General features: G+C 37.2%; 25 protein-coding genes. 8 read left to right on the forward strand and 17 right to left on the reverse strand.

Annotated features, from left to right (window positions below):
- Window positions 1-113: 113 nt before the first annotated feature.
- Both AC1DNH_RS11125 and pth read left to right on the forward strand, forming a co-directional pair.
- Window positions 114-698: a 50S ribosomal protein L25/general stress protein Ctc gene (locus AC1DNH_RS11125; RefSeq protein WP_029278329.1), complete on the forward strand. Its 585-nt coding sequence runs from the start codon at window positions 114-116 to the stop codon at window positions 696-698.
- Between the two features lie 223 nt (window positions 699-921).
- Window positions 922-1,482, forward strand: coding sequence for an aminoacyl-tRNA hydrolase (gene pth / locus AC1DNH_RS11130; protein ID WP_029278331.1), 561 nt, complete (start codon window positions 922-924; stop codon window positions 1,480-1,482).
- Between the two features lie 828 nt (window positions 1,483-2,310).
- Here the strand turns inward: pth and AC1DNH_RS11135 are convergent.
- Together AC1DNH_RS11135 and AC1DNH_RS11140 are read right to left on the reverse strand one after the other, a co-directional pair.
- Window positions 2,311-2,976 (reverse strand): tetratricopeptide repeat protein, encoded by a 666-nt coding sequence (locus tag AC1DNH_RS11135; RefSeq protein ID WP_108197625.1) that lies wholly within the window; start codon window positions 2,974-2,976, stop codon window positions 2,311-2,313.
- Between the two features lie 123 nt (window positions 2,977-3,099).
- A complete protein-coding gene (locus AC1DNH_RS11140) occupies window positions 3,100-3,492 on the reverse strand; it encodes a hypothetical protein (RefSeq protein WP_477625383.1) in 393 nt (130 codons plus the stop codon).
- Between the two features lie 120 nt (window positions 3,493-3,612).
- On the opposite strand from AC1DNH_RS11140, the gene recF reads away from it, so the two are divergent.
- On the forward strand, window positions 3,613-4,716 hold the full coding sequence (gene recF, locus AC1DNH_RS11145; protein ID WP_477579393.1) for a DNA replication/repair protein RecF: 1,104 nt from the start codon (window positions 3,613-3,615) through the stop codon (window positions 4,714-4,716).
- Window positions 4,709-4,999 carry a DciA family protein gene (locus tag AC1DNH_RS11150; protein WP_276900801.1) on the forward strand — a complete coding sequence of 97 codons (291 nt, stop codon included), beginning with the start codon at window positions 4,709-4,711 and terminating at the stop codon, window positions 4,997-4,999. Before recF ends, AC1DNH_RS11150 begins: the two co-directional genes overlap by 8 nt.
- A 141-nt stretch (window positions 5,000-5,140) precedes the next feature.
- Here the strand turns inward: AC1DNH_RS11150 and AC1DNH_RS11155 are convergent, their stop codons facing one another.
- From AC1DNH_RS11155 to AC1DNH_RS11165, 3 genes are all read right to left on the reverse strand, one after another.
- Window positions 5,141-5,314, reverse strand: a complete 174-nt coding sequence (locus AC1DNH_RS11155; protein ID WP_477579395.1) for a hypothetical protein — start codon at window positions 5,312-5,314, stop codon at window positions 5,141-5,143.
- A gap of 318 nt (window positions 5,315-5,632) precedes the next feature.
- The gene (locus AC1DNH_RS11160; RefSeq protein WP_477579397.1) at window positions 5,633-6,406 is read right to left on the reverse strand and encodes an FKBP-type peptidyl-prolyl cis-trans isomerase; all 774 of its coding nucleotides are present in this window, start codon (window positions 6,404-6,406) and stop codon (window positions 5,633-5,635) included.
- 202 nt (window positions 6,407-6,608) lie between these two features.
- Window positions 6,609-7,028, reverse strand: a complete 420-nt coding sequence (locus tag AC1DNH_RS11165; protein WP_477579399.1) for a nucleoside-diphosphate kinase — start codon at window positions 7,026-7,028, stop codon at window positions 6,609-6,611.
- Between the two features lie 242 nt (window positions 7,029-7,270).
- On the opposite strand from AC1DNH_RS11165, the gene AC1DNH_RS11170 reads away from it, so the two are divergent.
- From AC1DNH_RS11170 to AC1DNH_RS11185, 4 genes are all read left to right on the forward strand, one after another.
- Window positions 7,271-8,281 carry a DHH family phosphoesterase gene (locus AC1DNH_RS11170; RefSeq protein WP_477579401.1) on the forward strand — a complete coding sequence of 337 codons (1,011 nt, stop codon included), beginning with the start codon at window positions 7,271-7,273 and terminating at the stop codon, window positions 8,279-8,281.
- A gap of 45 nt (window positions 8,282-8,326) precedes the next feature.
- On the forward strand, window positions 8,327-9,322 hold the full coding sequence (locus tag AC1DNH_RS11175; protein WP_215125285.1) for an FKBP-type peptidyl-prolyl cis-trans isomerase: 996 nt from the start codon (window positions 8,327-8,329) through the stop codon (window positions 9,320-9,322).
- Between the two features lie 198 nt (window positions 9,323-9,520).
- Window positions 9,521-10,489 (forward strand): FKBP-type peptidyl-prolyl cis-trans isomerase, encoded by a 969-nt coding sequence (locus tag AC1DNH_RS11180; RefSeq protein ID WP_477579403.1) that lies wholly within the window; start codon window positions 9,521-9,523, stop codon window positions 10,487-10,489.
- Between the two features lie 519 nt (window positions 10,490-11,008).
- Window positions 11,009-11,644 carry a response regulator gene (locus AC1DNH_RS11185; RefSeq protein WP_477579405.1) on the forward strand — a complete coding sequence of 212 codons (636 nt, stop codon included), beginning with the start codon at window positions 11,009-11,011 and terminating at the stop codon, window positions 11,642-11,644.
- 51 nt (window positions 11,645-11,695) lie between these two features.
- Here AC1DNH_RS11185 and AC1DNH_RS11190 read toward each other — a convergent pair whose 3' ends face one another.
- From AC1DNH_RS11190 to AC1DNH_RS11245, 12 genes are all read right to left on the reverse strand, one after another.
- Window positions 11,696-12,118 (reverse strand): SH3 domain-containing protein, encoded by a 423-nt coding sequence (locus AC1DNH_RS11190; RefSeq protein WP_215125288.1) that lies wholly within the window; start codon window positions 12,116-12,118, stop codon window positions 11,696-11,698.
- Window positions 12,119-12,125: 7 nt separating this feature from the next.
- Window positions 12,126-12,590 carry a BON domain-containing protein gene (locus tag AC1DNH_RS11195; RefSeq protein ID WP_477579407.1) on the reverse strand — a complete coding sequence of 155 codons (465 nt, stop codon included), beginning with the start codon at window positions 12,588-12,590 and terminating at the stop codon, window positions 12,126-12,128.
- Between the two features lie 279 nt (window positions 12,591-12,869).
- Window positions 12,870-13,340 (reverse strand): CYTH domain-containing protein, encoded by a 471-nt coding sequence (locus tag AC1DNH_RS11200; protein WP_477579409.1) that lies wholly within the window; start codon window positions 13,338-13,340, stop codon window positions 12,870-12,872.
- 15 nt (window positions 13,341-13,355) lie between these two features.
- On the reverse strand, window positions 13,356-15,305 hold the full coding sequence (locus AC1DNH_RS11205; RefSeq protein ID WP_477625384.1) for a beta-N-acetylhexosaminidase: 1,950 nt from the start codon (window positions 15,303-15,305) through the stop codon (window positions 13,356-13,358).
- A 335-nt stretch (window positions 15,306-15,640) separates the two neighbouring features.
- Entirely contained in the window at window positions 15,641-16,285 is a 645-nt protein-coding gene (locus AC1DNH_RS11210) for a hypothetical protein (RefSeq protein WP_477579415.1), read from the reverse strand.
- 33 nt (window positions 16,286-16,318) lie between these two features.
- On the reverse strand, window positions 16,319-16,921 hold the full coding sequence (locus AC1DNH_RS11215; RefSeq protein ID WP_477579417.1) for a hypothetical protein: 603 nt from the start codon (window positions 16,919-16,921) through the stop codon (window positions 16,319-16,321).
- Window positions 16,918-17,526, reverse strand: a complete 609-nt coding sequence (locus tag AC1DNH_RS11220; RefSeq protein WP_477579419.1) for a hypothetical protein — start codon at window positions 17,524-17,526, stop codon at window positions 16,918-16,920. Before AC1DNH_RS11220 ends, AC1DNH_RS11215 begins: the two co-directional genes overlap by 4 nt.
- A gap of 115 nt (window positions 17,527-17,641) precedes the next feature.
- Window positions 17,642-18,022: a SpoIIAA family protein gene (locus tag AC1DNH_RS11225; RefSeq protein ID WP_477579421.1), complete on the reverse strand. Its 381-nt coding sequence runs from the start codon at window positions 18,020-18,022 to the stop codon at window positions 17,642-17,644.
- Between the two features lie 36 nt (window positions 18,023-18,058).
- Window positions 18,059-18,526 (reverse strand): hypothetical protein, encoded by a 468-nt coding sequence (locus tag AC1DNH_RS11230; protein WP_477579423.1) that lies wholly within the window; start codon window positions 18,524-18,526, stop codon window positions 18,059-18,061.
- Between the two features lie 4 nt (window positions 18,527-18,530).
- Window positions 18,531-19,895 carry an aldehyde dehydrogenase family protein gene (locus AC1DNH_RS11235; RefSeq protein ID WP_477625385.1) on the reverse strand — a complete coding sequence of 455 codons (1,365 nt, stop codon included), beginning with the start codon at window positions 19,893-19,895 and terminating at the stop codon, window positions 18,531-18,533.
- 110 nt (window positions 19,896-20,005) lie between these two features.
- Complete coding sequence (locus AC1DNH_RS11240) at window positions 20,006-20,719, reverse strand: gamma-glutamyl-gamma-aminobutyrate hydrolase family protein (protein WP_477608249.1); 714 nt, start codon at window positions 20,717-20,719, stop codon at window positions 20,006-20,008.
- A gap of 115 nt (window positions 20,720-20,834) precedes the next feature.
- A complete protein-coding gene (locus AC1DNH_RS11245) occupies window positions 20,835-21,983 on the reverse strand; it encodes an iron-containing alcohol dehydrogenase (protein ID WP_477579426.1) in 1,149 nt (382 codons plus the stop codon).
- Window positions 21,984-22,032 lie beyond the last annotated feature (49 nt).

Consider the following 22,032-nt stretch of genomic DNA (forward strand, 5'->3'; position numbering starts at 1 on the left):
ACGCCAAGCAATAAAAAGAGTTTAAATAAGGTGGAAGGTAGCGGGTTGAAGGCTTAAGGTCTTGAAACTCGATACTTAATACTGACTACTAATAAATATAAAATAAAAATAAAATGAAAACAATCGCAATTAGCGGTTCTCCAAGAGAGAACGTAGGGAAACGCGATGCCAAGGAACTTCGTTACGAAGGTAAAGTTCCGGCGGTATTGTATGGTGGAAAAGAGCAACAACACTTTGCTGTAGTTATTGCTGACTTAAGAGATGTTATTTATACCCCGGATGTAAACTTTGTGGAGATTGATGTTAACGGTACTAAAACTAAAGCTATCGTAAAAGACACTCAATTTCATCCACTTACCGACGTATTAATGCACATCGATTTTCTTCAGTTGTTTGACGAGAAAGAAATCGTTATGGAGATCCCGGTTAAATTAACAGGAACTTCTCCAGGTGTTAAAATGGGGGGTAAATTAATCCAGAAATTACGTAAACTACGTGTTAAAGCATTACCAGCTGATATGCCACAAAACGTAGAAGTAAGCTTAGAGAAATTAGAGGTAGGTAGTTTATTCCGTGTTCGCGATCTTAAAGGTCAAAAATATGTGATCACTAACACTCCTGAAGATACTATCGTTTCTGTTGCAATGTCTAGAGCATTAAAACAAGCAGAAACTGAAGCTGCTAAAGGTAAAAAATAATCAGGATTCTTAGGATTTCTTGATTTCAAGATGAAGCGTTCCGAATTAATTCGGAACGCTTTTTTTATTTATATTAAGGTTAATCCGCTAATCGCCCAACGCTAACAGCTCCGCTATCCATTAAGAAGCTGTTTGAAAATAAATGAATAAATTCGCGGCATGGACTTCCGACTTTTCGCTTTAGTCTTTGGTCTTTTCGCTTTAAGCTTCTACCTTTGCCCCCATGAAATATCTTATAGTTGGCTTAGGGAATATCGGACCAGATTATGCACATACCAGACATAACATTGGTTTTGATATCGCCGATGAACTGGTTAAAAATTTAGACGGAAGTTTCGAGAATATCCGCTTGGCTTATTATTCGGAAGTAAGCTTTAAAGGACGTAAACTCCATGTAATTAAACCAACTACTTTTATGAACTTAAGTGGTAAAGCCGTAAACTATTGGATGAAGGAGTTAAAAATAGCACCAGAAAATGTTTTGGTGATTGTTGACGACCTTGCATTGCCTCTCGGTAAGCTGAGGCTAAAGCTACAGGGCTCTAGCGCTGGTCACAATGGTTTAAAAAGCATCGAAGAGGTTTGTGGCGGACAAAATTATGCACGCTTGCGCTTCGGTATCGGTAGCGATTATCCGAAAGGTAGACAGGTTGATTTTGTTTTGGGTTTGTTTGATAAGAATGAGCAATTAGAGCTCCCTGCATTGATTGATAAAAGCGTAGAGCTGATTAAAAGCTATGTAACCGTTGGGCCCGCCCACACCATGACGGCTTTTAATAAGTAAGAGGTTCATTAGTCATTCGTTAATTGGCCATTGGTTTACTAGCATTTCGTTCATTCTTCATGTACGCCGTCATTTCGACCGTAGCGGAGAAATCTTACTGATAGTCCTGTTTTTGCTAAAATGTTGTCATCCTGAGCGCAGCGAAGGATCTTTTATAATTTAAATTCAAGGTAATATAGTCCAAAAAGATCATTTGAAGAACAATTACAGTAGTTCTTTTTAATGTTCGTCCTGCTTTTCATTACAAGTCCTCGCTGTGCTGTGGGCTTTGCATTTCAATCAGGTCTAAAAGGCAACATTTGTACTGCTATTGAGGGTAGAATAACACAGTTTTGTATAGATTTTATTTCCATGGTATGAAACAGTTCAATAAAGGCAATTTCCTTTTTCTGCATCATGCAACCCCAAATAGTATTGCTGGCTGCGCCACCTAAACCCGATCGAAGTGGTCCCGACTTTACGTCGGGAGGAACGGAGAGCGGGACTACACTAACCAAAAGCACCTGCACTTGATTTCCAGAAAAAAAATAATGATTAGTGGGGGAGGATGCCTATTGTTTGGTGAGAATGGTGTCTCGGAGTGTCGTCATTTCGAGCGGAGTGCAACGCAGCCGAGAACCCGAAGGCTCAGCGAAGCTAAATCTATTCTTCTAGTTCATAGATCTCTCCATTCCGCGATGCTTCAGTCGAAAGACGACTTTTTCTATGAGAGATAATGCTAATGGGTAGCATAGTCGAAGGGCCAGCTATCGCAATTAAGAAAAGTTTTTAAACAAAAAAAAAGACCATCTTTCGATGATCTTTTCATAAATATGTTTTAGTTAATGATTATTTAACTTTTTCTTGAGCTCTTGCAATGTAAGCATCAATTAATTGCGCTTCTGCACTCTCAGGGTATTGTGTTTTTACTTTAGTATAAGCTTCAACAGCACCTTTAAAATCATTTTGGCTTTCGTTAACCAGTCCTAATTTCTTTAAAAACATTGGTGAAGTAAATTTACTTGCTTTATCTGCTGCTTTTTTATAGTAAGTAGCCGCTTGTTTAAAGTCTTTCAATTCGCTGTAAGCATCACCTAATAAGCCTAAAGCCAATGGGTCTGCAACTGGGCTACCGGTAGCGCTATATTTGCTTAATGCCTCTATAGCTTGTTTGTATTCGCCTTTACGCAAGTAAATACCACCCAAGTAAAGGTTAGCTAAGTTTGCCGATTTTGTGTTATCATATTCTTTAGCAATCTGCTCTAAGCCCGGGTAACCACCTTCGCCTTTAACAGCTCTGTTTGATAATGAATCTACGCCAACAAATTGTTCTGCTTTGTACATTTTGCTAGCGGCTTCTTCAGCACGACCTTTTAAATACACGCCTTGATACCAAAGATATATTAAAACTAATAAAACTACAGCACCTGCAATAAACAGTAAGCTCTTATTATTCTCTTGTAAAAATGAACCTTTTTTAGTTGGTTGAATTGTCTGGTTATCTGTTGTAGACATGTTTGTTTAAAAAATTTAAGATTGCAAAAATACATTTTTCAATCAAAGTATCAATCTTTATTTTGAAGTATTTGATTAAACATTAGTTATTTAGGCGTGTAGATTATAAAATCGTCATGATAATTAGCGTAACAAGCTAATCAGTGTGTTAAACCAGGTTTGGTTGTCGCTAAAAATACCAGTGTGGTTAATCACCAGGTACACCGTTTGGCTTTCGGAGCGGCTCACCGTAGATCTAATTCTAATGGGTTGCCAGAATGCGCCGAAGTTTTTTGCCGATGAAGCTGGAAATAAATCGTCGAAGCCCATGTAAACTTCTTCTATATGAGATAATGGGAGTTCCAATTGTTCATCTCCGGTGATGAAAAGGCCATTCGAGGCCAATAGAATATTGCCTTCGTGATTGTGAATTGGCTTTAAAAACGAAAATAAGCCTGCGATTTTTTTAATCCAGCTTGAACTTTCTTCATTGGTTAGTTCATGATCGTAAGACCATAGAACATTCCCTTCTAACATTTTTTGTGCAACCATCTAATTTTCCTTGCTATGAAAGTACAATTTTTTTAAGTGTTATTAACGTTTATTTTAAACAATGGGTGTTAAGAGGCTAAAAAACGGTAAATTTGTGACATATTTATGTGGTTAAAAAATATTACCCTTCTAAATTTCAAGAACTATACCGATGCAGATCTCCATTTCTCGGAAACGGTAAACGTTTTTACGGGTAATAACGGTTCTGGCAAGACGAACATGCTTGATGCTATTCACTATCTTTGTCTATGTAAAAGTTACTTTAATCCCATCGATAGCCAGCAGATCAAAACCAATGAAGAGGTGTTTATGATCCAGGGCGATTTTGATCGTAACGAAAAGAACGAAAAAATTTCCTGCGGGGTAAAACGCAACCAAAAAAAACAGTTTAAACGCAATAAAAAAGAATACGATAAATTGGCTGATCATGTTGGCCTTTTTCCGGTGGTGATGGTTTCGCCTTATGATGTAAACCTGATTATGGAAGGCAGTGAGGAGCGTAGAAAGTTTATAGACAATGTTATTTCGCAAACAGACGCACATTATCTGGATCAGCTGATTACCTATAACCGCATTCTGTTAAACCGGAATGCTTTGCTAAAACAAATTGCGATTACCAGAAAGTACGATCCTACGCTGCTCGAAATTTTGGATGAGCAATTGATTATAGCCGGCAATAAGATATTCACTATTCGTAAGGCATTTATGGATGAGTTTATTCCATTGTTTAACCAATATTATACCTACCTTACCGAAAACAGGGAAATTGTAGCGCTGAATTATCAATCGCAATTGAATGAGGCTACTTTCGAAGAGCTGTTAAAGAAATCGGTAGAGAAAGACCGTGTACTGGAGCGTACCACAACTGGTATCCATAAAGATGAACTGGCTTTTGTGATCAGCGGCATGCCGTTAAAGAAGTTTGGTTCCCAAGGTCAGCAGAAATCTTTTTTAATTGCTTTGAAGATTGCCCAATATGCTTACCTCGCCAAAAACAAGGGATTTAAACCTTTGCTTTTGTTGGATGATATTTTTGATAAGCTGGATGATAACCGGGTTCAAAAATTGATGCAAATGGTTTCCCACCATGATTTTGGGCAGATATTTATTACAGATACAGGAAGAGAAAGGGTAAAATCAATTTTTGAAAAAATAGAAGTTGATGTAACTTTGTTCGAAGTAGATAACGGAACTATACAAAATGCGTAAACCCAATGATGTTACAGTAAAAGATGCCATCAGCAAAATGCTGGATGTATACCGTTTGCGCCGTAAATTCGACGAAACTTCAATCTTGTCTATCTGGCCAGAGATTATGGGCACCGCCATAGCCAACAGGACCAAGCAGATCTACATCCACGATAAGAAATTGTTCCTACGCATCGAATCTTCGGTAATCAAAAATGAATTGGTTATGGTTCGCCAGGGCATTATCCAAAAACTGAATGAACACGCCGGTAGTGTGGTAATTACCGATATGGTTTTTTTATAAGTATAAAGAAACGGTAGAGTTAATATAAAATTGTCGTCCTGGGCCTGTCGAAAGACCTGTTTAATGCAGTTTCAAGCGTTTCGACAAGCTCAACGTGACAGATTCGAATTGGATTAAGACTCAAGAGTTTGGGCTGAGAAATTAGCCCCTTCCTCCAAATACCTTCGATAAAATCCAGATCAGCAGTGCAACCACTACTACAACTACAATTACGCCCACCCAAACGCCGGCTTTAAATATACCTTCTACGAGTTCACAACTGCTTAAGGTAGTGCATAAAAATGCGATCAGTACTAAAGGGAATGCTCTTTTCATATTCATATTATTTGTAATAGCTAACATTGAATACAGGAGAAAGTTTTGGTAAATGACTTATTTGCCTGGAATCGTCCTGGTCGTGGTGTAAGATGTTACCATCTTTCACGTTACTGATCCTACTATTGCAGTTTTGAAATATTTTAAATAAAAAACGGCCAGATGGTAACATCTGACCGCACATTCAAATCTACTTTTTTTGTGGTGTCAGATGTTACCATCTGACACGGTATTCAACATGCTTTTTGACTGAACTGTTTTAATTCCAGTTCAAAAAAACAGCCAGATGGTAATATCCGACTGCATAAATATAAATTTTTATTTCCCGTTTACTTTTAACAATTCAACCTCGAAGATTAAAGTGCTGTAAGGAGGAATATCCTGTCCGGCACCACGCGCTCCATATGCTAAATCATATGGAATGAAAAATTTGTATTTAGAACCGGCAGGCATTAATTGTACACCTTCTGTCCAGCCTTTAATTACCTGGTTTAGTGGGAAAGAAATCGGTTCGCCTCTATCATAAGAGCTGTCAAATTGTTTTCCATTTAATAATGTTCCTTTGTAATGTACCAGTACCGAATCGGTAGCCTGTGGTTTAACGCCAGTACCAGCAGTTAAAACTTCGTATTGTAAGCCGCTTGCAGTTGTTTGTACACCTGCACGTTTTTTGTTTTGTTCTAAGAAATCTTGTCCTTCTTTCATAATTGGTGCATATTTAATTTTATTTGCTGCTTCTTCAGCTTTATTTTTTACTGATGATGCTTTGGCTAATGCCTCATTAATACATTGTTGCGCCTGCTGCTGCGTTAAAATAACCTTGCCTCCTGTAAATGCATCTTTTAGTCCTTTTAACAGTACTTCGTAGTTTAAGGTAGAAAGGCCAGTTGTTTTTAATCCCGCACCAATAGAAGTACCAAAAGCATAACTGGTAGAATCTAAAGTAGATTTTAAACCCGCTGTAAAGGTTGATGTTTTACTTGCGGCTGTGGTTGGTTTTTTTGCAACAGCTTTCTTTGCTGCTGTTTTGGTTTGTGCATAAGATGCAGCAGCGATACCGGATAGACATACCGCTAAAAAAATTCTTTTCATTCGTATTAAATTGTTTTCATTTGTGATGAAGCGATCATGGGTTATTTGTAAATCATGATGGTTTCATTGGTTATTTTATGTGTAATTAATTCAAACGGGTTTAAAATGGTGGATTATATTTTAAGGCCGAAAGATACAAAATAGATAAAACAATAAAACCCCGAATATTCGGGGTTTTATTGTAAGTTTTTTGTGTTGAAAACTAGAAACGTTCGTCTGCTTTGAAGAAGAAGTTACCTTCAATTTCTGCATTCTCATCAGAATCTGAACCGTGAACCGCATTAGCATCGATTGATTTTGCATATTTCTGGCGGATTGTACCTTCTGCAGCCTCAGCTGGGTTAGTAGCACCGATCAATTTTCTGAAATCTTCAATGGCGTTGTCTTTTTCTAAAATAGCAGCAACAATAGGTCCTGAAGACATAAAGCTTACTAAATCTTTGTAAAAAGGACGCTCAGCGTGAACAGCATAGAACTGACCAGCAGTTTCGTCTGTAAGTTTAGTATATTTTAATGCGATGATTTTGAAACCAGCATTAGTAATGTCGTTAATGATCAATCCGATATGGCCGTTTGCTACTGCATCAGGCTTGATCATGGTAAAAGTTCTGTTAGTGCTCATTGTGCTTTTGATATCAAATTTTTTGCAAAAATACGTTTTAATTGATGAATAATCAATAAACATTGTTTTTCGGTCGCGAATCGAGGTTAGTAATGGATAATTAGGCTTCAAATGGCTAACTGAGCTTTTTTTATGCTGTATAATCCTGTTAATCTCCATCTCTTTTAAAACTATGATCCTACTAATCTTAAAATCCTTTAATCCTAATCTAAATTTACTTAGCTTTGCAGCGCAAAAAATATATGCTTACACTAACTGAATTAAAAACATTATTGGCTACGCCACAACGAATTGTGATCACCACGCATCACAAACCCGATGGCGATGCGATGGGTTCATCTCTGGGGTTATATGGATATTTAATTCAAAAAGGCCATCATGTTAAGGTAATCACACCAACAGATTATCCTACCTTTCTACATTGGATGCCAGATAATGGTGATGTAATTATTTTTACAGAAGAGCAAGAAAAGGCAGCCAAGTTAGTGGATGAAGCCTCGCTCATTTTTTGCCTTGATTTTAATGCCCTAAGTAGGATTAATGAATTAGGCGAATTGGTTAGAGCAGCAGGAGCAAAAAAAATCATGATCGATCATCACCTCGAACCTGAAGATTTTGATGATTACCGCCACTGGGATATTAACGCCTGTGCTGCTGCGCAGTTGGTTTACGATTTTATTGTTAACCAATTGGAGGATAAAGCTGGCATCAACAAAGATGTTGCAGCCTGTTTGTACACCGGTATCATGACCGATTCTGGATCTTTCCGTTTTCCATCAGCTACAGCCGAGGTATACCGTATTGCAGCTGATCTGATAGATCTTGGTGCCGAGCACTGGAAAATCCATCAATTGGTATACGATAATGCAAGCGAAAATCGTTTGCGCTTTTTGGGTTATTGCCTGTCGAACAAGTTAGAAGTTATAAGAGAATACAATACCGCCATTATTTCCGTTACAAAAGAAGAACTGGCACAATACCATAGTGCAACCGGCGATACAGAGGGCGTGGTAAACTACGCATTATCGATTAATGGCATCCGTTTAGCCGCATTAATTATTGAGCGTCCGGATAAAGTTAAATTATCTGTTAGGTCTACAGGCGATTTTCCGGCCAACGAAATCTGTAAAAAATATTTTAATGGCGGTGGACATAGGAATGCAGCAGGTGGCGCAACAGAAAAACCCTTGGCTGATGTAGTAAACGAATTTAAAACGATATTAGCAGAATATAAAGAACAATTGATTGCTTAAACACAAGAAATAAAACAATAAACTTAAAAAAGTCAAATTAAATAAATGAAAAAGGGAATTATTATTCTAGCAGCAGCCACCTTAGGTTTAGCGGCATGTAACAAAGAGAAAAAGGGAGCCGGTGGGTTATTGTATACCATTCACCACTCAGCTGGTAACGAGAAAATCAAAGAAGGCGATATCGTTAAAATGAATTTTATCCAGAAAAACGATAAAGATTCAGTTTTATCAAGCACTTTCGATAGTGAAACTCCTGCAGTATTTCCTGCACAGAAAAAAATGTATGCTGGTGATATGAACGATGTTTTAACATTGTTTGGAGAAGGCGATAGTGCTACTTTTAAAGTAAACTTAGATACTATGGCACTTCATAGTAAACAACCTAAACCAGAGCAGTTCAAAAATGATAAGTACATCACTTTTACGGTGAAAATCGAAAAAGTATTCAAGAAAAAAACTGGTGAAGCTGATTCTACTTTTAACAAAAGAGCTCAGGAGTTTTTCCAGGCCGATTACAAAGCTACTTCAGAAAAAAAGAAAGCTGCCGAACCTGCTAAATTAAAAAGTTATTTAGAAGATACTAAATTAGAAACCAAAACTACTGCGAGTGGATTACACTACATTATAGAAAAACCAGGCAGTGCAGAAAAACCAGCTTTAGGCGATACCGTATTAATTGATTATACTGGTAGAGTAACTAAAAAAGGTAAAGATGGTAAATATAAAATCTTCGATACAAGTGATGAGAAATTGGCTAAAGCAGAAAACGAATTTAAACCAGGTAAACCTTACGGTCCTCAAAAAATGCCAGTTGGCGGTACAATCCCAGGATTTACTGAAGCTTTACAGTTAATTGGTAAAGGTGGTAAAATTAAAGTAATTATCCCTTCTAACTTAGGTTATGGCGAGCAAGGTGCACCTCAGGTAGGTATCATGCCTTTCAGCCCAATTGCTTTCGATTTAGAAATCAAAGATATTATCAAAGGAAAACCAGCTGCAGCAGCTCCAGTTCAAATGCCTGCTCCTGTAGTTAAAAAATAATTTCTTAAAAATATTTTAAAATCCTGCTTATTATTTAAGCAGGATTTTTTTTGTTTATTATTTTTTAATACTGAGCCAAGAAATAAAACGTTTCAAAGATTTATAAAAACTTATTATAACCTATCTTTGTAGTGATCTAATAAAATAGTGGGCATTTTGAAAAAGATCTAACTGCTGTTTTTTAATAAATAAATTTAAATGAGGAACGGAATTATTATTCTCTTGGCGGCGGCACTAGGCCTGTCGGCCTGTAACAAATTCGAAAAGGGTGAAGGAGATATGACTTACAAGATCTATAAAAGTGAAGGTAAGCCGAAAATTCAGGATGGCGATTATGTAAAGTTAAATGGTGTTCAAACAGTAGAAACCAATACCAATCCCGATTCGGTAATGGTAAATACTTACGATAATGAGCGCCCGGCTTTCTTTGCCATTAGCAAATCGATGTTTAAAGGCGATTTAGCTTCAGGATTGAAACTGCTCGGTGAAGGAGACAGTGCAGTTTTTAAATTGAACCTGGATTCTATGGAGAAATATTCAGGCCAGCCTAAGCCAAAAGGACTAAAATCAAACATTGCTTCTTTTACGATTAAAATTGAGAAAGTATTGCATAAAGGGAAAGATCCTGATTCTATTTTCGAAGCGAAGAAACGACTTTTCTTTGAGTCGGAGTACAAAGCGCTAAATGAAAAAAATAAAGTGGTAGAGCCTGCTAAAATTGCAAAATACGTGGCCGAGAATGATTTAAAGGTAACTACTGCGCCATCTGGATTGCAATATGTAATTTCTGCTCCGGGTAATTCTGAAAGAGCAACTTTAACCGATACGGTATTAATGGACTACACAGGCCAGTTTACCAATAAAAAATCGAATGGAACATTAAATGTTTTTGATACTTCGAATGCTAAAATCGCAAAAGAAGCCGGAATCTTCTCCGAAAGTGTACAATATGTGCCGCGTAGCCTGCCATTAGGGCAATTGCCGCAAGGCGTTATTCAGGGTATCCAACTTATTGGTGTGGGCGGTAAGATCAAAATGATTTTGCCATCGAGATTGGGTTTTGGTGAAAACGGCGGCGGGCCAATTAATCCATTTACGCCATTGGTGTTTGATGTAGAACTGAAAGGTATTATTAAACCAAATGTGGCAATACCGCTAAGCAAATAAGATACTTATCACAATATAAAAGCGCAAGGATCAGTAAAATTCAATACTGGCTTTGCGCTTTTTTGTATTAAGAAATTGATAATTATAGTAGCAAAATGAAATTTTTGTTTAAATTAGATTAACAAAACAATTAACCATCTTTATTATTACTATGCGCTCAAGCAGTACTATTGTGTTTCTGGGCCTGAAATTGATGCTGTTTAGCATATTTTTCAATCTGTTTATAAAGGATGGATATTGCAGGCATGTAACGGCTTCTTATCGTTTCCCAACATGCAATAGAAATAACCGCAGTATTTCTAAATGGCTTCACTCAACCGTTATGCAAAAACAGGGGGCTAATTTATTGGAATATGTTAAGAACAAAATGCAACCTACCTTAGTTAAAAACATAAAATTTAAAGCTTTTGATAGAATATTGGGTAGGTTTTGAATAGCGATTAACCTTTTGTTTAAAACCTCTTCAAACTGTTTTGCCTGAATTTCTGGTGAAAATAGTTAACGTTAAAACTAAACTTTATGGAAAAGATCAAGGTCTTTTTAATTCACGATTATGATGCATTAATGGATAATGTTGAATCCATTCTAAGTGATTCAGAAAGTATTGTTGTTGTTGGCGAGGCCAATTCTGCTGCACTTGCCGAACAATTGATCAGGGCTAAAACGCCAGATATTGTGGTAGCCGATGTGAGTGTTAACGAGAAGATCGGAGCCGATTTAACCAAATTGATTAAAAGAGAATTTCCCAAAATAAAAGTTATTGTGCTTTCCATGCAGGATGATTTTATCAATATTTCTAAAATGATCAAGTTTGGAGCAAATGGCTATCTTTTAAAAAATGTAAAGTTTCACGAACTGCATAAAGCAATTAATAAGGTTATGCTCGGCGAAACCTATATACAAAATTCCATTACGGCTAAATTTATTAATGGTTACCAGCGTGAAAACCATACAAGAGAAGCGAATATTTTATCACCTCGAGAAGTAGAAATTATTAGGTTAATTGCCAAAGAATACACTTCTGCAGATATTGGCAAGATGTTATTTATTTCGGAACATACAGTAGAAACCCATCGTAAAAATATATGGCGTAAAACTGGCGTTAAATCAATTGTTGGTTTGCTGAATTTTGCGCACGAGCATCAGCTGATTTAATTTTAAAACAGGCCTCACAGTTTCAGAACCCTGCGAGACCTGTTCGCGTTTTTAAGCCTGCGCTTCTAAATATTGCGCATAACAATAGCCTTCTTCGCCATCGTTAGTTCGTACCAGCCACCATAAATCGTTACTTCTGTTTACAAGGGTAATTACTTCGCCATGTGCAGCCTTACCTACAATTGGTTGATCGGTTCCCGGACCTTTACGAATATTTAGATTACTGCTCTCTGTGATAACTTTTGCGTGCGTAACCGCTGCATCAATGGCCACGTTTACATTCAGAACCAGATCACCTGAAGTAAAATTTGGATCAATCTGATTGTAAACTTCCCAAAGGTGGTCTTTAGTCGCGCCATCGGCAGCGGTTCCATCTATGTATAAAATCCCATCCTGCTCCCTTACTGCTAAATCTGCTATACCTGCCGCAGTTGCTGCGTCAGTTAGTGTTTTATATTTATCTGCTAATGCCATGGTCGGGTTATTTAACGGTTAATTTATTGTCGATTTTTTTAGGTTTTAATGCGCTCAAATGTTGCATTAAAGTTATTAGAGAAGCTTTTTTTATCTCCCCGGTTAAGAGAACCACACCGTCTTTAACCTCAGCTTTCACCGTTGGGAAGTCTTTGGTTGCATCAGCAACATTTTTAATTAAAGCGGAGTCTTCGGCAATTACCACTGGTACATCTGCTGGTTTCACTGTTAAATTGTTGATTACAGCTTTCACTCCTTTTTCTGCCTTTGCGATTTCTTCTGCTTTGGCCTTTGTGGCTTCATTATCAACTTCACCAGTTAAAGTTACTTCGCCTTTGGCAACGGCCACCGTAATACCTGCTACTTCTTTGGCTTGAATTGCAGCTTGGATGGCCGCATCGTTTGGTTTGCAGCCTACAAAAAATAGTGTAGTTGCAATAACCATGCTCATTAATAATTTAGTTGTTTTCATCCTTTTGGTTTTATATTGATATTATTTGACAATACAATGCTTAGAAATTAAAGTAATTTCCTTTTTTTATCGGCGGGATGACTTCGATAAAGCTAATATATGAAATGCGTTTAACTAGAAAGTGAATTTCTTTAATTATTTATGAATAATTTTTAAACAGCCTTTGGTTAGTGGAAAGTAGGCTAGTCGAGATTTAATATTGTAACCCATTAGCGCGAATGAAATGATAAATCATTCTAATAACCCTCGCAGGTGTAAAAAAAAGGCGAGAGCTGAAAATTAAATCCAATCTTTAAAAGGAATAACTGTTAAATTGGAATTATAATATTTTTCTTCTTCAGTAACTTCTTTGCTTACCCAATCTGGAAGATCGAATATTTCGTCTTCACTATCAAGTTCAATTTCGGCGACAGTTAGACCTTTATTATCGCCTAAGAATACGTCTACTTCCCAAACCTTACCGCTAAACGGAATTTCGTAACGGGTTTTCGAAAGTTCAGATAAGGAGAAATTATCTAATAATTCTGTGGCCTCGGCAACTGGGATTTCATATTCGTATTCCATTCGTGTAGCACCAATCGTTTGACCTTTTATGGTTAAAAAGCCTTTGGTTTCGGTTGCCCTTACACGCACTGTTTTATCTTTATCGCTAAGTAAATAACCTTGTCTAAAAAGCTTTCCTTCTGGTTTGCTCAGGTTATCCCACTGCTGCTGATCGATCAAAAATTTGCGCTCTATTTCTTTACCCATTATAATTTGTTGTATTTATCTTGCTCTTTTTTGTAAATCGGCTATAGGCATACTGATCAATCTTCCAATGGGTTGTTTACCACGATAAGTAATTACACGTAACATACTGGCATCTTTTGGCACCTGTAATGCGGCTGTATATTTCGGATAAAAGCGATCGGGAGTAGAGTTGTCGAAGCTATAGTAGATATCCAGACCGTCTATTTCTGGAGTTAACTCGATCATTAATTGTTTATCTGCACTGCGTTTCACCGTAAAAATCGGATCGTAAATAGCAGGGGAATACTTAATCTCTGCCAAATCTAATCGTTTGAAATGCTGTTGTGTACGATCAACGAAATTTGCCCAGTTTTTCTTTTCAATCGGACTCCAGATCGATTCGGCAATGGCAAATGCACGTGGCCAAACCATATATTCTACCTGGCGGAAAGTAAATACCTGTTCTGTCCAAAGGTTAGCCTGTGCACCAATTACATATTGTGCATTTACGCCAGCTGGAATAGGGTTAAACTGATAGGCTTTATTTAACCTTAACGAGGCATAAACTTTTGGTTCGGTAATCTGATCCGCCTGCATATAATCCAGATATGCAAAATCAGTCGGACTCATTACCACATTGTGTTTTTCGTTCGCTGCCTGGATACCATATTTCATTCCTCTCCAGCTCATTACGGCCGCTGTTGGCGATACACCACCTTCAAGAATTTCGTCCCAGCCCATAAATTTTTTGCCTTTCGAAATTACGATCTGTTCTACACGTTTTTCAAAATATGCCTGAACCTGAGGGATGGTTTTTAAACCTTCTCTTTGCATTAAGGCTTTAACCTGGTCGTTCTTTTCCCAGAAATTATGAGGTGCTTCGTCACCACCCATATGGATGTACTCAAAAGGAAAAAGTTTCGCTACCTGGGTAAGTACCGAATCTAAGAACACGTAAACTTTTTCGTTTGCCGGGCAAAGCGTATTATCAAGTAAAGCTGTTGGAGGCGCACCACGGCTCCAATCCATTATTTTCTCGCCTGAGCGCACTTTATAATTAACGGCATCGGGTGTGCAGGATAATTCAGGGTAAGAAGCGATAATAGCTAAACTATGCCCCGGGACATCGATTTCTGGTAATATGTTTACAAAACGTTCTTGTGCATACTGAACAAGTTCCTTAATATCTTCTTGTGTGTAAAAGCCACCGTAAGTACGGGGTTCATCCGCCGTTGGTGGCGTAAAATCACCAAAAGTCCCGGTTTTTTTAACACTCCATGCACCTACTTCGGTTAATTTAGGCAAGCCTTTAATTTCGATTCTCCAGCCTTCATCATCTGCAAGGTGCAAATGCAACAGGTTAAATTTATAACGCACCATGTCATCAATAAACTGCTTTACTTCTTGCTTAGTAAAAAAATGACGGGCTACATCGAACATTAAACCTCTCCAACCCAATTTCGGATAATCTATTACATCAACGCAAGGCGCCTTCCATTTGATGCCGCTTACCTGTTCTTTACTTTCTATTTCGGCCGGGAAAAGTTGAAGCAATGACTGAACACCATAAAAAATACCCGCAGGCTGGTTAGCTGTAATTACAACCTGAGTAGGGTTAACATTTAGTCTGTAGCCTTCTTTACCGAGTTGAGTATCTTCCTGGGTGTTTAAAATCAGTTTAATAGTAGGGTGACTTGAATTACTTACTGTGCTTACAAATTTCCCTGTAGCGGTAGTAATCCGGTCAGAAAGGTAAGCGATAGATTGTTTTAATTCTCCACTTTTAACAGTCTGGATGGTTACATTTTCTGGCAAGGTAAAAGTACCTGCCTTTTTCATTAAGGATACAGGCTCGGGGATGATGGCAATTGGTGTTTGCACAACCGCGCTTTCGGAATCGCCGATTTCAGTTTCTGTAACAATAGATTGAGCGAAGGTATTGGCTGAAAAAAAACAGCAGGAGATAATCAGGAATAATTTTTTCATTAAAATAATTAAAGCGGGTTAACCGAATAAGTATAATCCGCAATTTATTAAAAAAGATTTTAATAGGAGGTATTTGTGCGGAAGGAAATGTACAAGAAGCAAAGCGCGGAGCGCATAACGTTTGGTTTGGATAAAAATTGTGATTGAATTTATGCCATAATTAGAGATTTGTCAGCCTGAGCGGAGTAGAAGACTTAACCACAAATGGGTTGCATTACTAGGCGATGAGCTAAGTTTACGATGGTTCGTGAAGACACGTAAATTTTTTTGTCATTCTGAACGCAGTGAAGAATCTTTTAGAATAAATAGTGTTGTTTATTGATTCCTTTTTGAGACTATTTTGCCTCAAATCCTTTTAATATCGTTTCAATAACACTATATAAAACTCCCGTATTCCAATCATCTAAATAACTATATCCTTTATTGATATTTGATGGGTTTTGTTTTGAAAAGATGGCAAAATAGGTGCGGTAATTTTTGGTGCCTACATCAGGCCAAAGCAACGACTTTTCTTCTTCCTTAATAAAGTTTGCGGATTTAATTTTGATGCCAGATTCCTCGAAAGTCACATTTGCCAAAATGAATGGTGTTTTTTGACTAAACAGTGCTAAATAATGGTCCACTAACCCATCGAAATAGCTTTCCCATAATTGGTTTAATATTTCGGCATATTGATTATACAAATGGACTTTATTGATGCCATAATAAGAACCGAAACTTATTTTGATCATTTCCCCATCGCTGTTCTTAATCAATAATTGATACTTTCTCCCTACGATAAATTCAAATCCTCTAATCCATTTAATTCCAAAACGGTATTCTAAAGGCTCTTCTTTAGATAAATCAGTTATTGTGGGGACTGATAATTTTTGACTACCAAATAGTATTGATTGTGGCGTAAATGATAAATTTTTAGGCTTTCGATCAAAATAGCTCTGTTTAATTAACCAATTCTTCTGATTGCTATCTGGAGTGATCATGCATTAAATTTATTAATAGTGTAATAGCAAATTTTAGTCTTCTGATTCTACCTTTTTTTGGTTAAATTTCTTAATAAGAGCTGTTAGCATACCTTTTCCTTTTTCCATACGTCTGATTTTTCCAGTATTTTCATCAATGAAATAGTCGATTACCCGCTGGCTGTACTTTTCCTTTCTGAAGATTTCTATGAGATCTGAAATAAGTGTGGCAGGCGTACCAAAAAGGCCTGGCCTCGACCACCAGCCTAATGCAAGTGTGGTGAGCATACTCTTTAAACGAAAACTTTTTGCACATGTTGAACATATGATTTGAAGTTTTTGTTCATGATTATACCAAATCAGGTAGGATATTATCGTATTAAAGGTATAGCCATATAATTCGTTTTCATTGTTACAATGGGTACAAACAGAATTCTTGATCTCGTTAATTAAGTTCGTCCTTTCGACTCCCTCGTAAAGGTTAGTTTCTTCTTCTACAAATTTGATCAGTTTAGTATCTAAATTCCTTTTTATGATTTCATCGTTCAATAAGGCTACAACTTCTTTTCGTAACCCTTTAGCTCCTGAAATAATTTTTAGAATTGTAGTATCATCATACTTTTCATAGTTTTTGCGGATGTCTTCTAAGGGGATCATTGTGTCTTCTTCTTGTAAAGTGTATCGGCAAGTTTAATGGTTTGATCAATTTTGGATGATAAATTTAAAATAGATTTATTACCCGGTAGATTTTCTTTCTGATATTTTTCTATTAATGGTAGTGTTCTAGAAATTTTTAAAGCTAGCGACAAGTCGTTAAGTGATGATGCTTTAGTATCAATCGAACGGGCTAATTTTTTGTATTGAAGAGTTCTTACCTTATATGCTTCCATGTTTTTAGCGATTAAAGCTGTTAAGGTTTTTCTTAAAACGGAGTCTTGAATTTCTTTTACATGGGCATTTGCTGAGACAAAATAATCTTGGTTTTTTTCATCGTAGCTATTGAATTTTTTTAAGGAGTCGCTTTGGCCATCTTCAATTTCCCTAATGTTATCATCAACTTTTTTTAATGCTAAATCTTTAGCTATTATTTCAGCATAAAGGTTGTCGATCAGGTCTTCTCTGCCCCGCTTCGAAACGATATTATAAGATTCTTCATCTGCCAGTGCAGGAGGGGTGTCATCTTTACTTTTTGTAGGCCTTTCTGCATCTTGGCAGGAAAACGCCGTACAGATTAAAAGACAATATGCGATATTTTTTTTCATGAGCGTTAATTATCGGTGAATTTAATAAAATAGCATTAAACGCCTTGAAAATATTGTTTTTCGTTATAGAAACCAAGGTAATTAACCAAAGCAAATTATATTATTAAAGTTTAAATTACAAAAACTTTTTCAACCACTCCATAGCTTTCTCGTCATCCGTAAATGATTTAATTGGGATAGGAGGGGTTTGAAACTTAAAGAGGATCTTCATAATCAATTGGGCTAAACCGGGTTTCGAAACCATCGCCATAGCCGTATAAATTTGAGGCAATTGCTCCGTAGAAAACTTTCGTGTTTCTTTGTCTGGAACAGGAGAATTTTTTAAGTAAATTAACAGTGGAACTTTCTTATTCGCAGTAATTTTCTTCACCAGTTCAACATTGGCCGAAATATTTTCTACCGTACGTAAAATGCTTTTACTGTAAGAAATGAGTATTCCATCATCTGTTAACAAATAATCGGCAATTTCGCCTTCAATAAGTTGTTTGTCTTCCATCAGAATACAGCTAGATTTTTTGACATCGTATTAACATCATTTGTCAGGATTTGTAATCTTATAAATTCTGTTTCTTGTAATCTTCAACTCCAGTAAAATGAATAAAAAATAAATTAAGGATAATATCGTAGTTATTAAAAAAGCTTCGGCATTTTTCTGATTTATTACTACATCTAAAAAAGAAGTGAACAATAAAAGGGAAAGCACCCCTAGAGTAACAGTTGATAGAATAGACAATCTAAATTTATAATATTTTGTAGCTGTTTCTTTAGGGAAGCTTATAATAATCTTTGGGAAAAAACTTTCGAAGGAGGTTTTAATCCGCGTTAATTTTAGATCTTTTTTGCCTTCGTTACCCAAAAAATATTTATCGGTACCAATGTTTGATGTCTCGAAAACAAAATCTAACATCTGACTTCTTTTCAGACTTTTGCTTCTTAATCCTTTTTCCAGATTTTGCTGCTCTGACTCATCGAGAAGATGTATCTTTTTAAAATAGAACATTTTGTTATCCCCTTAAATGATAGCCTTTTGGTTTAGTAAAAGCTCTTAATCCCTGATGCGATAATGTAGCCCCTATGCCCGAATATTTTCTTCCGCTCCAGGGCAGTGCTGCACTCACTCTATCGCAGCAATTCCAATAACCCGAACCCGTGTCAAGCTGAGACAGTATTTTTTCAGCCCTTGCCTGATCGGCTGTATAAACCGATGCCGTTAAGCCATAGTCCGTATCTTTCATCATATTTAAGGCCTCTGCATCGTCTTTCACCTTCATAATTCCGATAATCGGTCCGAAACTTTCTTCCTGCATCACCAGCATATCATTGGTAACATCTGTTAGCACTGTTGGTTCAAAATAATAGCCCTTTCCTGCAATGGCCTTTCCGCCAGTTAATAATGTTGCACCTTTACTTAAGGCATCCTTAATTTGGTTTTCCAATACCAAAATCTGCTCTTTCCGTGTTAAGGCGCCAATATATACACCATCGGTTGTTGGTTGGCCCATTTTCCAGCTCTTAACTTCGGTAACAAAGGCATTTAAGTAATTTTCATAATTTTTCTCATGCACATAAATGCGCTCAACTGAACAACAACTTTGTCCGTTATTGTAAAAAGCGCCATCGGCCGTACCAACTGCAGCAGAAGCAACATCGGTTACATCTTCGGCAATGTACAATGGATCTTTTCCACCTAATTCCAATTGACAGGGAACCATTTTCGATGCTACTTTTTCGTAGATAAATTTTCCTGTTTTATAAGAGCCAGTAAAGAAATAACCATCAAAACCCATTTCTAATAATGCCGCTCCCGTTTCTTTTGCGCCAATAGCGATATGGAAAACATCATCAGGTACCCCTGCTTTTTTTAACATTTTTTCAATCTCGATTCCGGTTAAAGTGGCATATTCTGAGGGTTTGTACATTACAGCATTGCCACTCAATAAAGCTGGGATAAATACATTTACCCCAACAAGATAAGGGTAATTCCAGGCTGAGATATTACAAACTACACCCAGCGGTTCGTATTTAATGATTTCTTTGAGTCCTGGTTCATCGGTCATTATTTCATCGGCCAGGTATTTTTCGGCATTGGTCAACATCCATTTGATGCGGGCTCTTGCGCCATTAATTTCGTTGCGCGATTGTTGGAGTGGCTTGCCTACTTCGCTCGTTAATACCGATGCCAATTCTTCTATGCCAGCTTCTAGTAAATCACTAAACCGAGCAATAGCCGAAATCCTTTCGCCAAGGGTTTTGTTGGCCCACTGTGGTTGAGCTTTTTTTAAAGCATCTAATTTAGTTTGAAGCGTAGATGAGTTATCTTCCGCTAAACTGGTAATAATTTCTGCTGTTGCTGGGTTGATGATCTGCATGTTATTCATTTTCTTACCACAGATTTTCACAGATGAACACAGATTTTTAAAAAGGGTTTAGGGCTAACATCCTAAATTAGCTTAATGACTACAATCTGTGTTTATCCTTTTTATCTGTGGTTGATATTTAACTTTATCGCATTAATAAAAGCCTCATGTATGTTTTTGCTAAAGGGTCCTTGCTGGTCTTTTAACCGTTCGGGATGCCATTGTACAAATAACAGAAAGGATTTTCCTTCGGGTTCCATCCGCTCCATGGCTTCTGTAACACCATCTGGTGATATTGCGCTCACCACCAAACTTTTCCCTGTTTTATCGGTGCTCTGGTGATGGTTACTGTTCACTAAGCCTTTATCTGTATTCACAATCTGGTTCAGCCATGAGGAAGGATTGACGATGATTTCGTGATATCGATCTGATTTATCGTGCATTTTTGAATGATCGAATTTTCCCCAGGCTGGGATATCAGGGATTAAAGTTCCGCCAAAAAATACGTTACCCACCTGCATGCCTCTACAAATGCCTAAAACAGGGACAGAATTGGCTTCGGTATAGGTTAAAACCTTAAATTCAAACTCGTCACGTTTTTCATCAATATCATCTTCATAACAATAAGGATAATATTCAGGCTGATTGTAAAAACGGGGATGAACGTCTTCTCCTCCAGTTAAAACGATACCATTGCATTTTCTGACCTCATCGAAATTGTTGAGCTTGTACCCCAGTTGGATTACCTCCACACTTTTGTTGTAGGATAAAACCCAATCCCGATAGATGTCGAATTTACTACAGTCGGTAACACCAATTATTATTTTATCAGACATATTAATTAATTCCACTGATTTATTTTTTTCCTTTGGGGTGATTACACCGATTTTTAGATTACACTGATTTTAATGGGTTAATAATTCTAAAATCCTATAATCAAGCAATCCTAATCTATAGTGCGGTTAAATACAATTGTTTAAAATCTTCTCTGCTTACCGGTTTAGGATTGTTTGGATGTGCAAAATCTGCAAAGGCTAAATCGGCAAGTGTTTCTATATGTTCATTTTTAACGCCAATATCACTCAATTTATGCGGAATATTCACTTTTGTATTTAAATCGAACAGATATTTTACAACGGCTTCACCATTTTCATCCTTGAGATCCAACGTACGGGCAATTTTTTTAAAACGATCTTCAAAACCAGCAACATTGAACTGCATACCGTAAGGAATATTCACTGCATTAGCCAATCCGTGATGGGTATCTAACAATGAAGAAAGCGGATGCGCAAGTGAATGCACTACACCCAAACCTTTTTGAAAAGCAATTGCGCCCATCATCGAAGCCATTAACATTTTACTGCGGCTTTCTAAATCAGGATTGTTGGTTGCCCGTTCCAAAGCATCTTTGATTAACGAAATTCCCTCCAGCGCGATTCCATCACACATCGGGTGGAAATTTTTAGCCAGATAAGCTTCCATATTATGTGTCAATGCATCCATACCTGTTGCGGCAGTGATAAAGGGCGGCAAATCCATAGTTAACTCCGGGTCTGCAAAGACAATCTGCGCCATTAATTTTGGCGAGAATAGGATTTTTTTCTGGTGGGTTTCATCATCGGCAATAATTGCGCTTCGGCCAACCTCACTTCCTGTACCTGATGTAGTTGGAATGGTGATGAAATGTGGAACATCGTTCGTTACGTAGATATCGCCGCCGATTAAATCATCATACTTGAATAAATCCTCGCGGTGATTAACGCGGAGTACAATTGCACGGGCAACATCTAAAGCTGCACCACCACCAATACCAACTATACTGTCGCGATTGGTAGCATCCCAAACATCAGTACCTTTGTAAACATCACTTTTTACCGGGTTTTTGTGGATGTCGTTAAAAACCTCGACAGCAATACCCTTTGCCTTTAAATCTTCAACAATGGTTTTAAAAAAGGGAAGTTGCGAGATGGTGGGGTCGGTTACAATTAATGGGGCCTTTAAATTGTTCTTGCTTAAGTAGGCGGGTAACTCTTTTACTGCGCCAGCGCCAAAACGGATGGTTGTAGGGAAATTAAACTGATGGATTTTATCAAATATCATGACAATTGTTTTTTGTTACCTTTTGTTTTCTCAAGTTCGCGTTTTGCTG

Source organism: Pedobacter sp. 01N310, from assembly GCF_056399805.1.

Excerpts from the sequence above, each read along its gene's own strand:
- AC1DNH_RS11125 (WP_029278329.1), top strand. The coding sequence starts at position 114 with ATGAAAACAATCGCAATTAGCGGTTCTCCAAGAGAGAACGTAGGGAAA.
- pth (WP_029278331.1), top strand. The coding sequence starts at position 922 with ATGAAATATCTTATAGTTGGCTTAGGGAATATCGGACCAGATTATGCA.
- AC1DNH_RS11135 (WP_108197625.1), bottom strand. The coding sequence starts at position 2,976 with ATGTCTACAACAGATAACCAGACAATTCAACCAACTAAAAAAGGTTCA.
- AC1DNH_RS11140 (WP_477625383.1), bottom strand. The coding sequence starts at position 3,492 with ATGTTAGAAGGGAATGTTCTATGGTCTTACGATCATGAACTAACCAAT.
- recF (WP_477579393.1), top strand. The coding sequence starts at position 3,613 with ATGTGGTTAAAAAATATTACCCTTCTAAATTTCAAGAACTATACCGAT.
- AC1DNH_RS11150 (WP_276900801.1), top strand. The coding sequence starts at position 4,709 with ATGCGTAAACCCAATGATGTTACAGTAAAAGATGCCATCAGCAAAATG.
- AC1DNH_RS11155 (WP_477579395.1), bottom strand. The coding sequence starts at position 5,314 with ATGAAAAGAGCATTCCCTTTAGTACTGATCGCATTTTTATGCACTACC.
- AC1DNH_RS11160 (WP_477579397.1), bottom strand. The coding sequence starts at position 6,406 with ATGAAAAGAATTTTTTTAGCGGTATGTCTATCCGGTATCGCTGCTGCA.
- AC1DNH_RS11165 (WP_477579399.1), bottom strand. The coding sequence starts at position 7,028 with ATGAGCACTAACAGAACTTTTACCATGATCAAGCCTGATGCAGTAGCA.
- AC1DNH_RS11170 (WP_477579401.1), top strand. The coding sequence starts at position 7,271 with ATGCTTACACTAACTGAATTAAAAACATTATTGGCTACGCCACAACGA.
- AC1DNH_RS11175 (WP_215125285.1), top strand. The coding sequence starts at position 8,327 with ATGAAAAAGGGAATTATTATTCTAGCAGCAGCCACCTTAGGTTTAGCG.
- AC1DNH_RS11180 (WP_477579403.1), top strand. The coding sequence starts at position 9,521 with ATGAGGAACGGAATTATTATTCTCTTGGCGGCGGCACTAGGCCTGTCG.
- AC1DNH_RS11185 (WP_477579405.1), top strand. The coding sequence starts at position 11,009 with ATGGAAAAGATCAAGGTCTTTTTAATTCACGATTATGATGCATTAATG.
- AC1DNH_RS11190 (WP_215125288.1), bottom strand. The coding sequence starts at position 12,118 with ATGGCATTAGCAGATAAATATAAAACACTAACTGACGCAGCAACTGCG.
- AC1DNH_RS11195 (WP_477579407.1), bottom strand. The coding sequence starts at position 12,590 with ATGAAAACAACTAAATTATTAATGAGCATGGTTATTGCAACTACACTA.
- AC1DNH_RS11200 (WP_477579409.1), bottom strand. The coding sequence starts at position 13,340 with ATGGGTAAAGAAATAGAGCGCAAATTTTTGATCGATCAGCAGCAGTGG.
- AC1DNH_RS11205 (WP_477625384.1), bottom strand. The coding sequence starts at position 15,305 with ATGAAAAAATTATTCCTGATTATCTCCTGCTGTTTTTTTTCAGCCAAT.
- AC1DNH_RS11210 (WP_477579415.1), bottom strand. The coding sequence starts at position 16,285 with ATGATCACTCCAGATAGCAATCAGAAGAATTGGTTAATTAAACAGAGC.
- AC1DNH_RS11215 (WP_477579417.1), bottom strand. The coding sequence starts at position 16,921 with ATGATCCCCTTAGAAGACATCCGCAAAAACTATGAAAAGTATGATGAT.
- AC1DNH_RS11220 (WP_477579419.1), bottom strand. The coding sequence starts at position 17,526 with ATGAAAAAAAATATCGCATATTGTCTTTTAATCTGTACGGCGTTTTCC.
- AC1DNH_RS11225 (WP_477579421.1), bottom strand. The coding sequence starts at position 18,022 with ATGGAAGACAAACAACTTATTGAAGGCGAAATTGCCGATTATTTGTTA.
- AC1DNH_RS11230 (WP_477579423.1), bottom strand. The coding sequence starts at position 18,526 with ATGTTCTATTTTAAAAAGATACATCTTCTCGATGAGTCAGAGCAGCAA.
- AC1DNH_RS11235 (WP_477625385.1), bottom strand. The coding sequence starts at position 19,895 with ATGCAGATCATCAACCCAGCAACAGCAGAAATTATTACCAGTTTAGCG.
- AC1DNH_RS11240 (WP_477608249.1), bottom strand. The coding sequence starts at position 20,719 with ATGTCTGATAAAATAATAATTGGTGTTACCGACTGTAGTAAATTCGAC.
- AC1DNH_RS11245 (WP_477579426.1), bottom strand. The coding sequence starts at position 21,983 with ATGATATTTGATAAAATCCATCAGTTTAATTTCCCTACAACCATCCGT.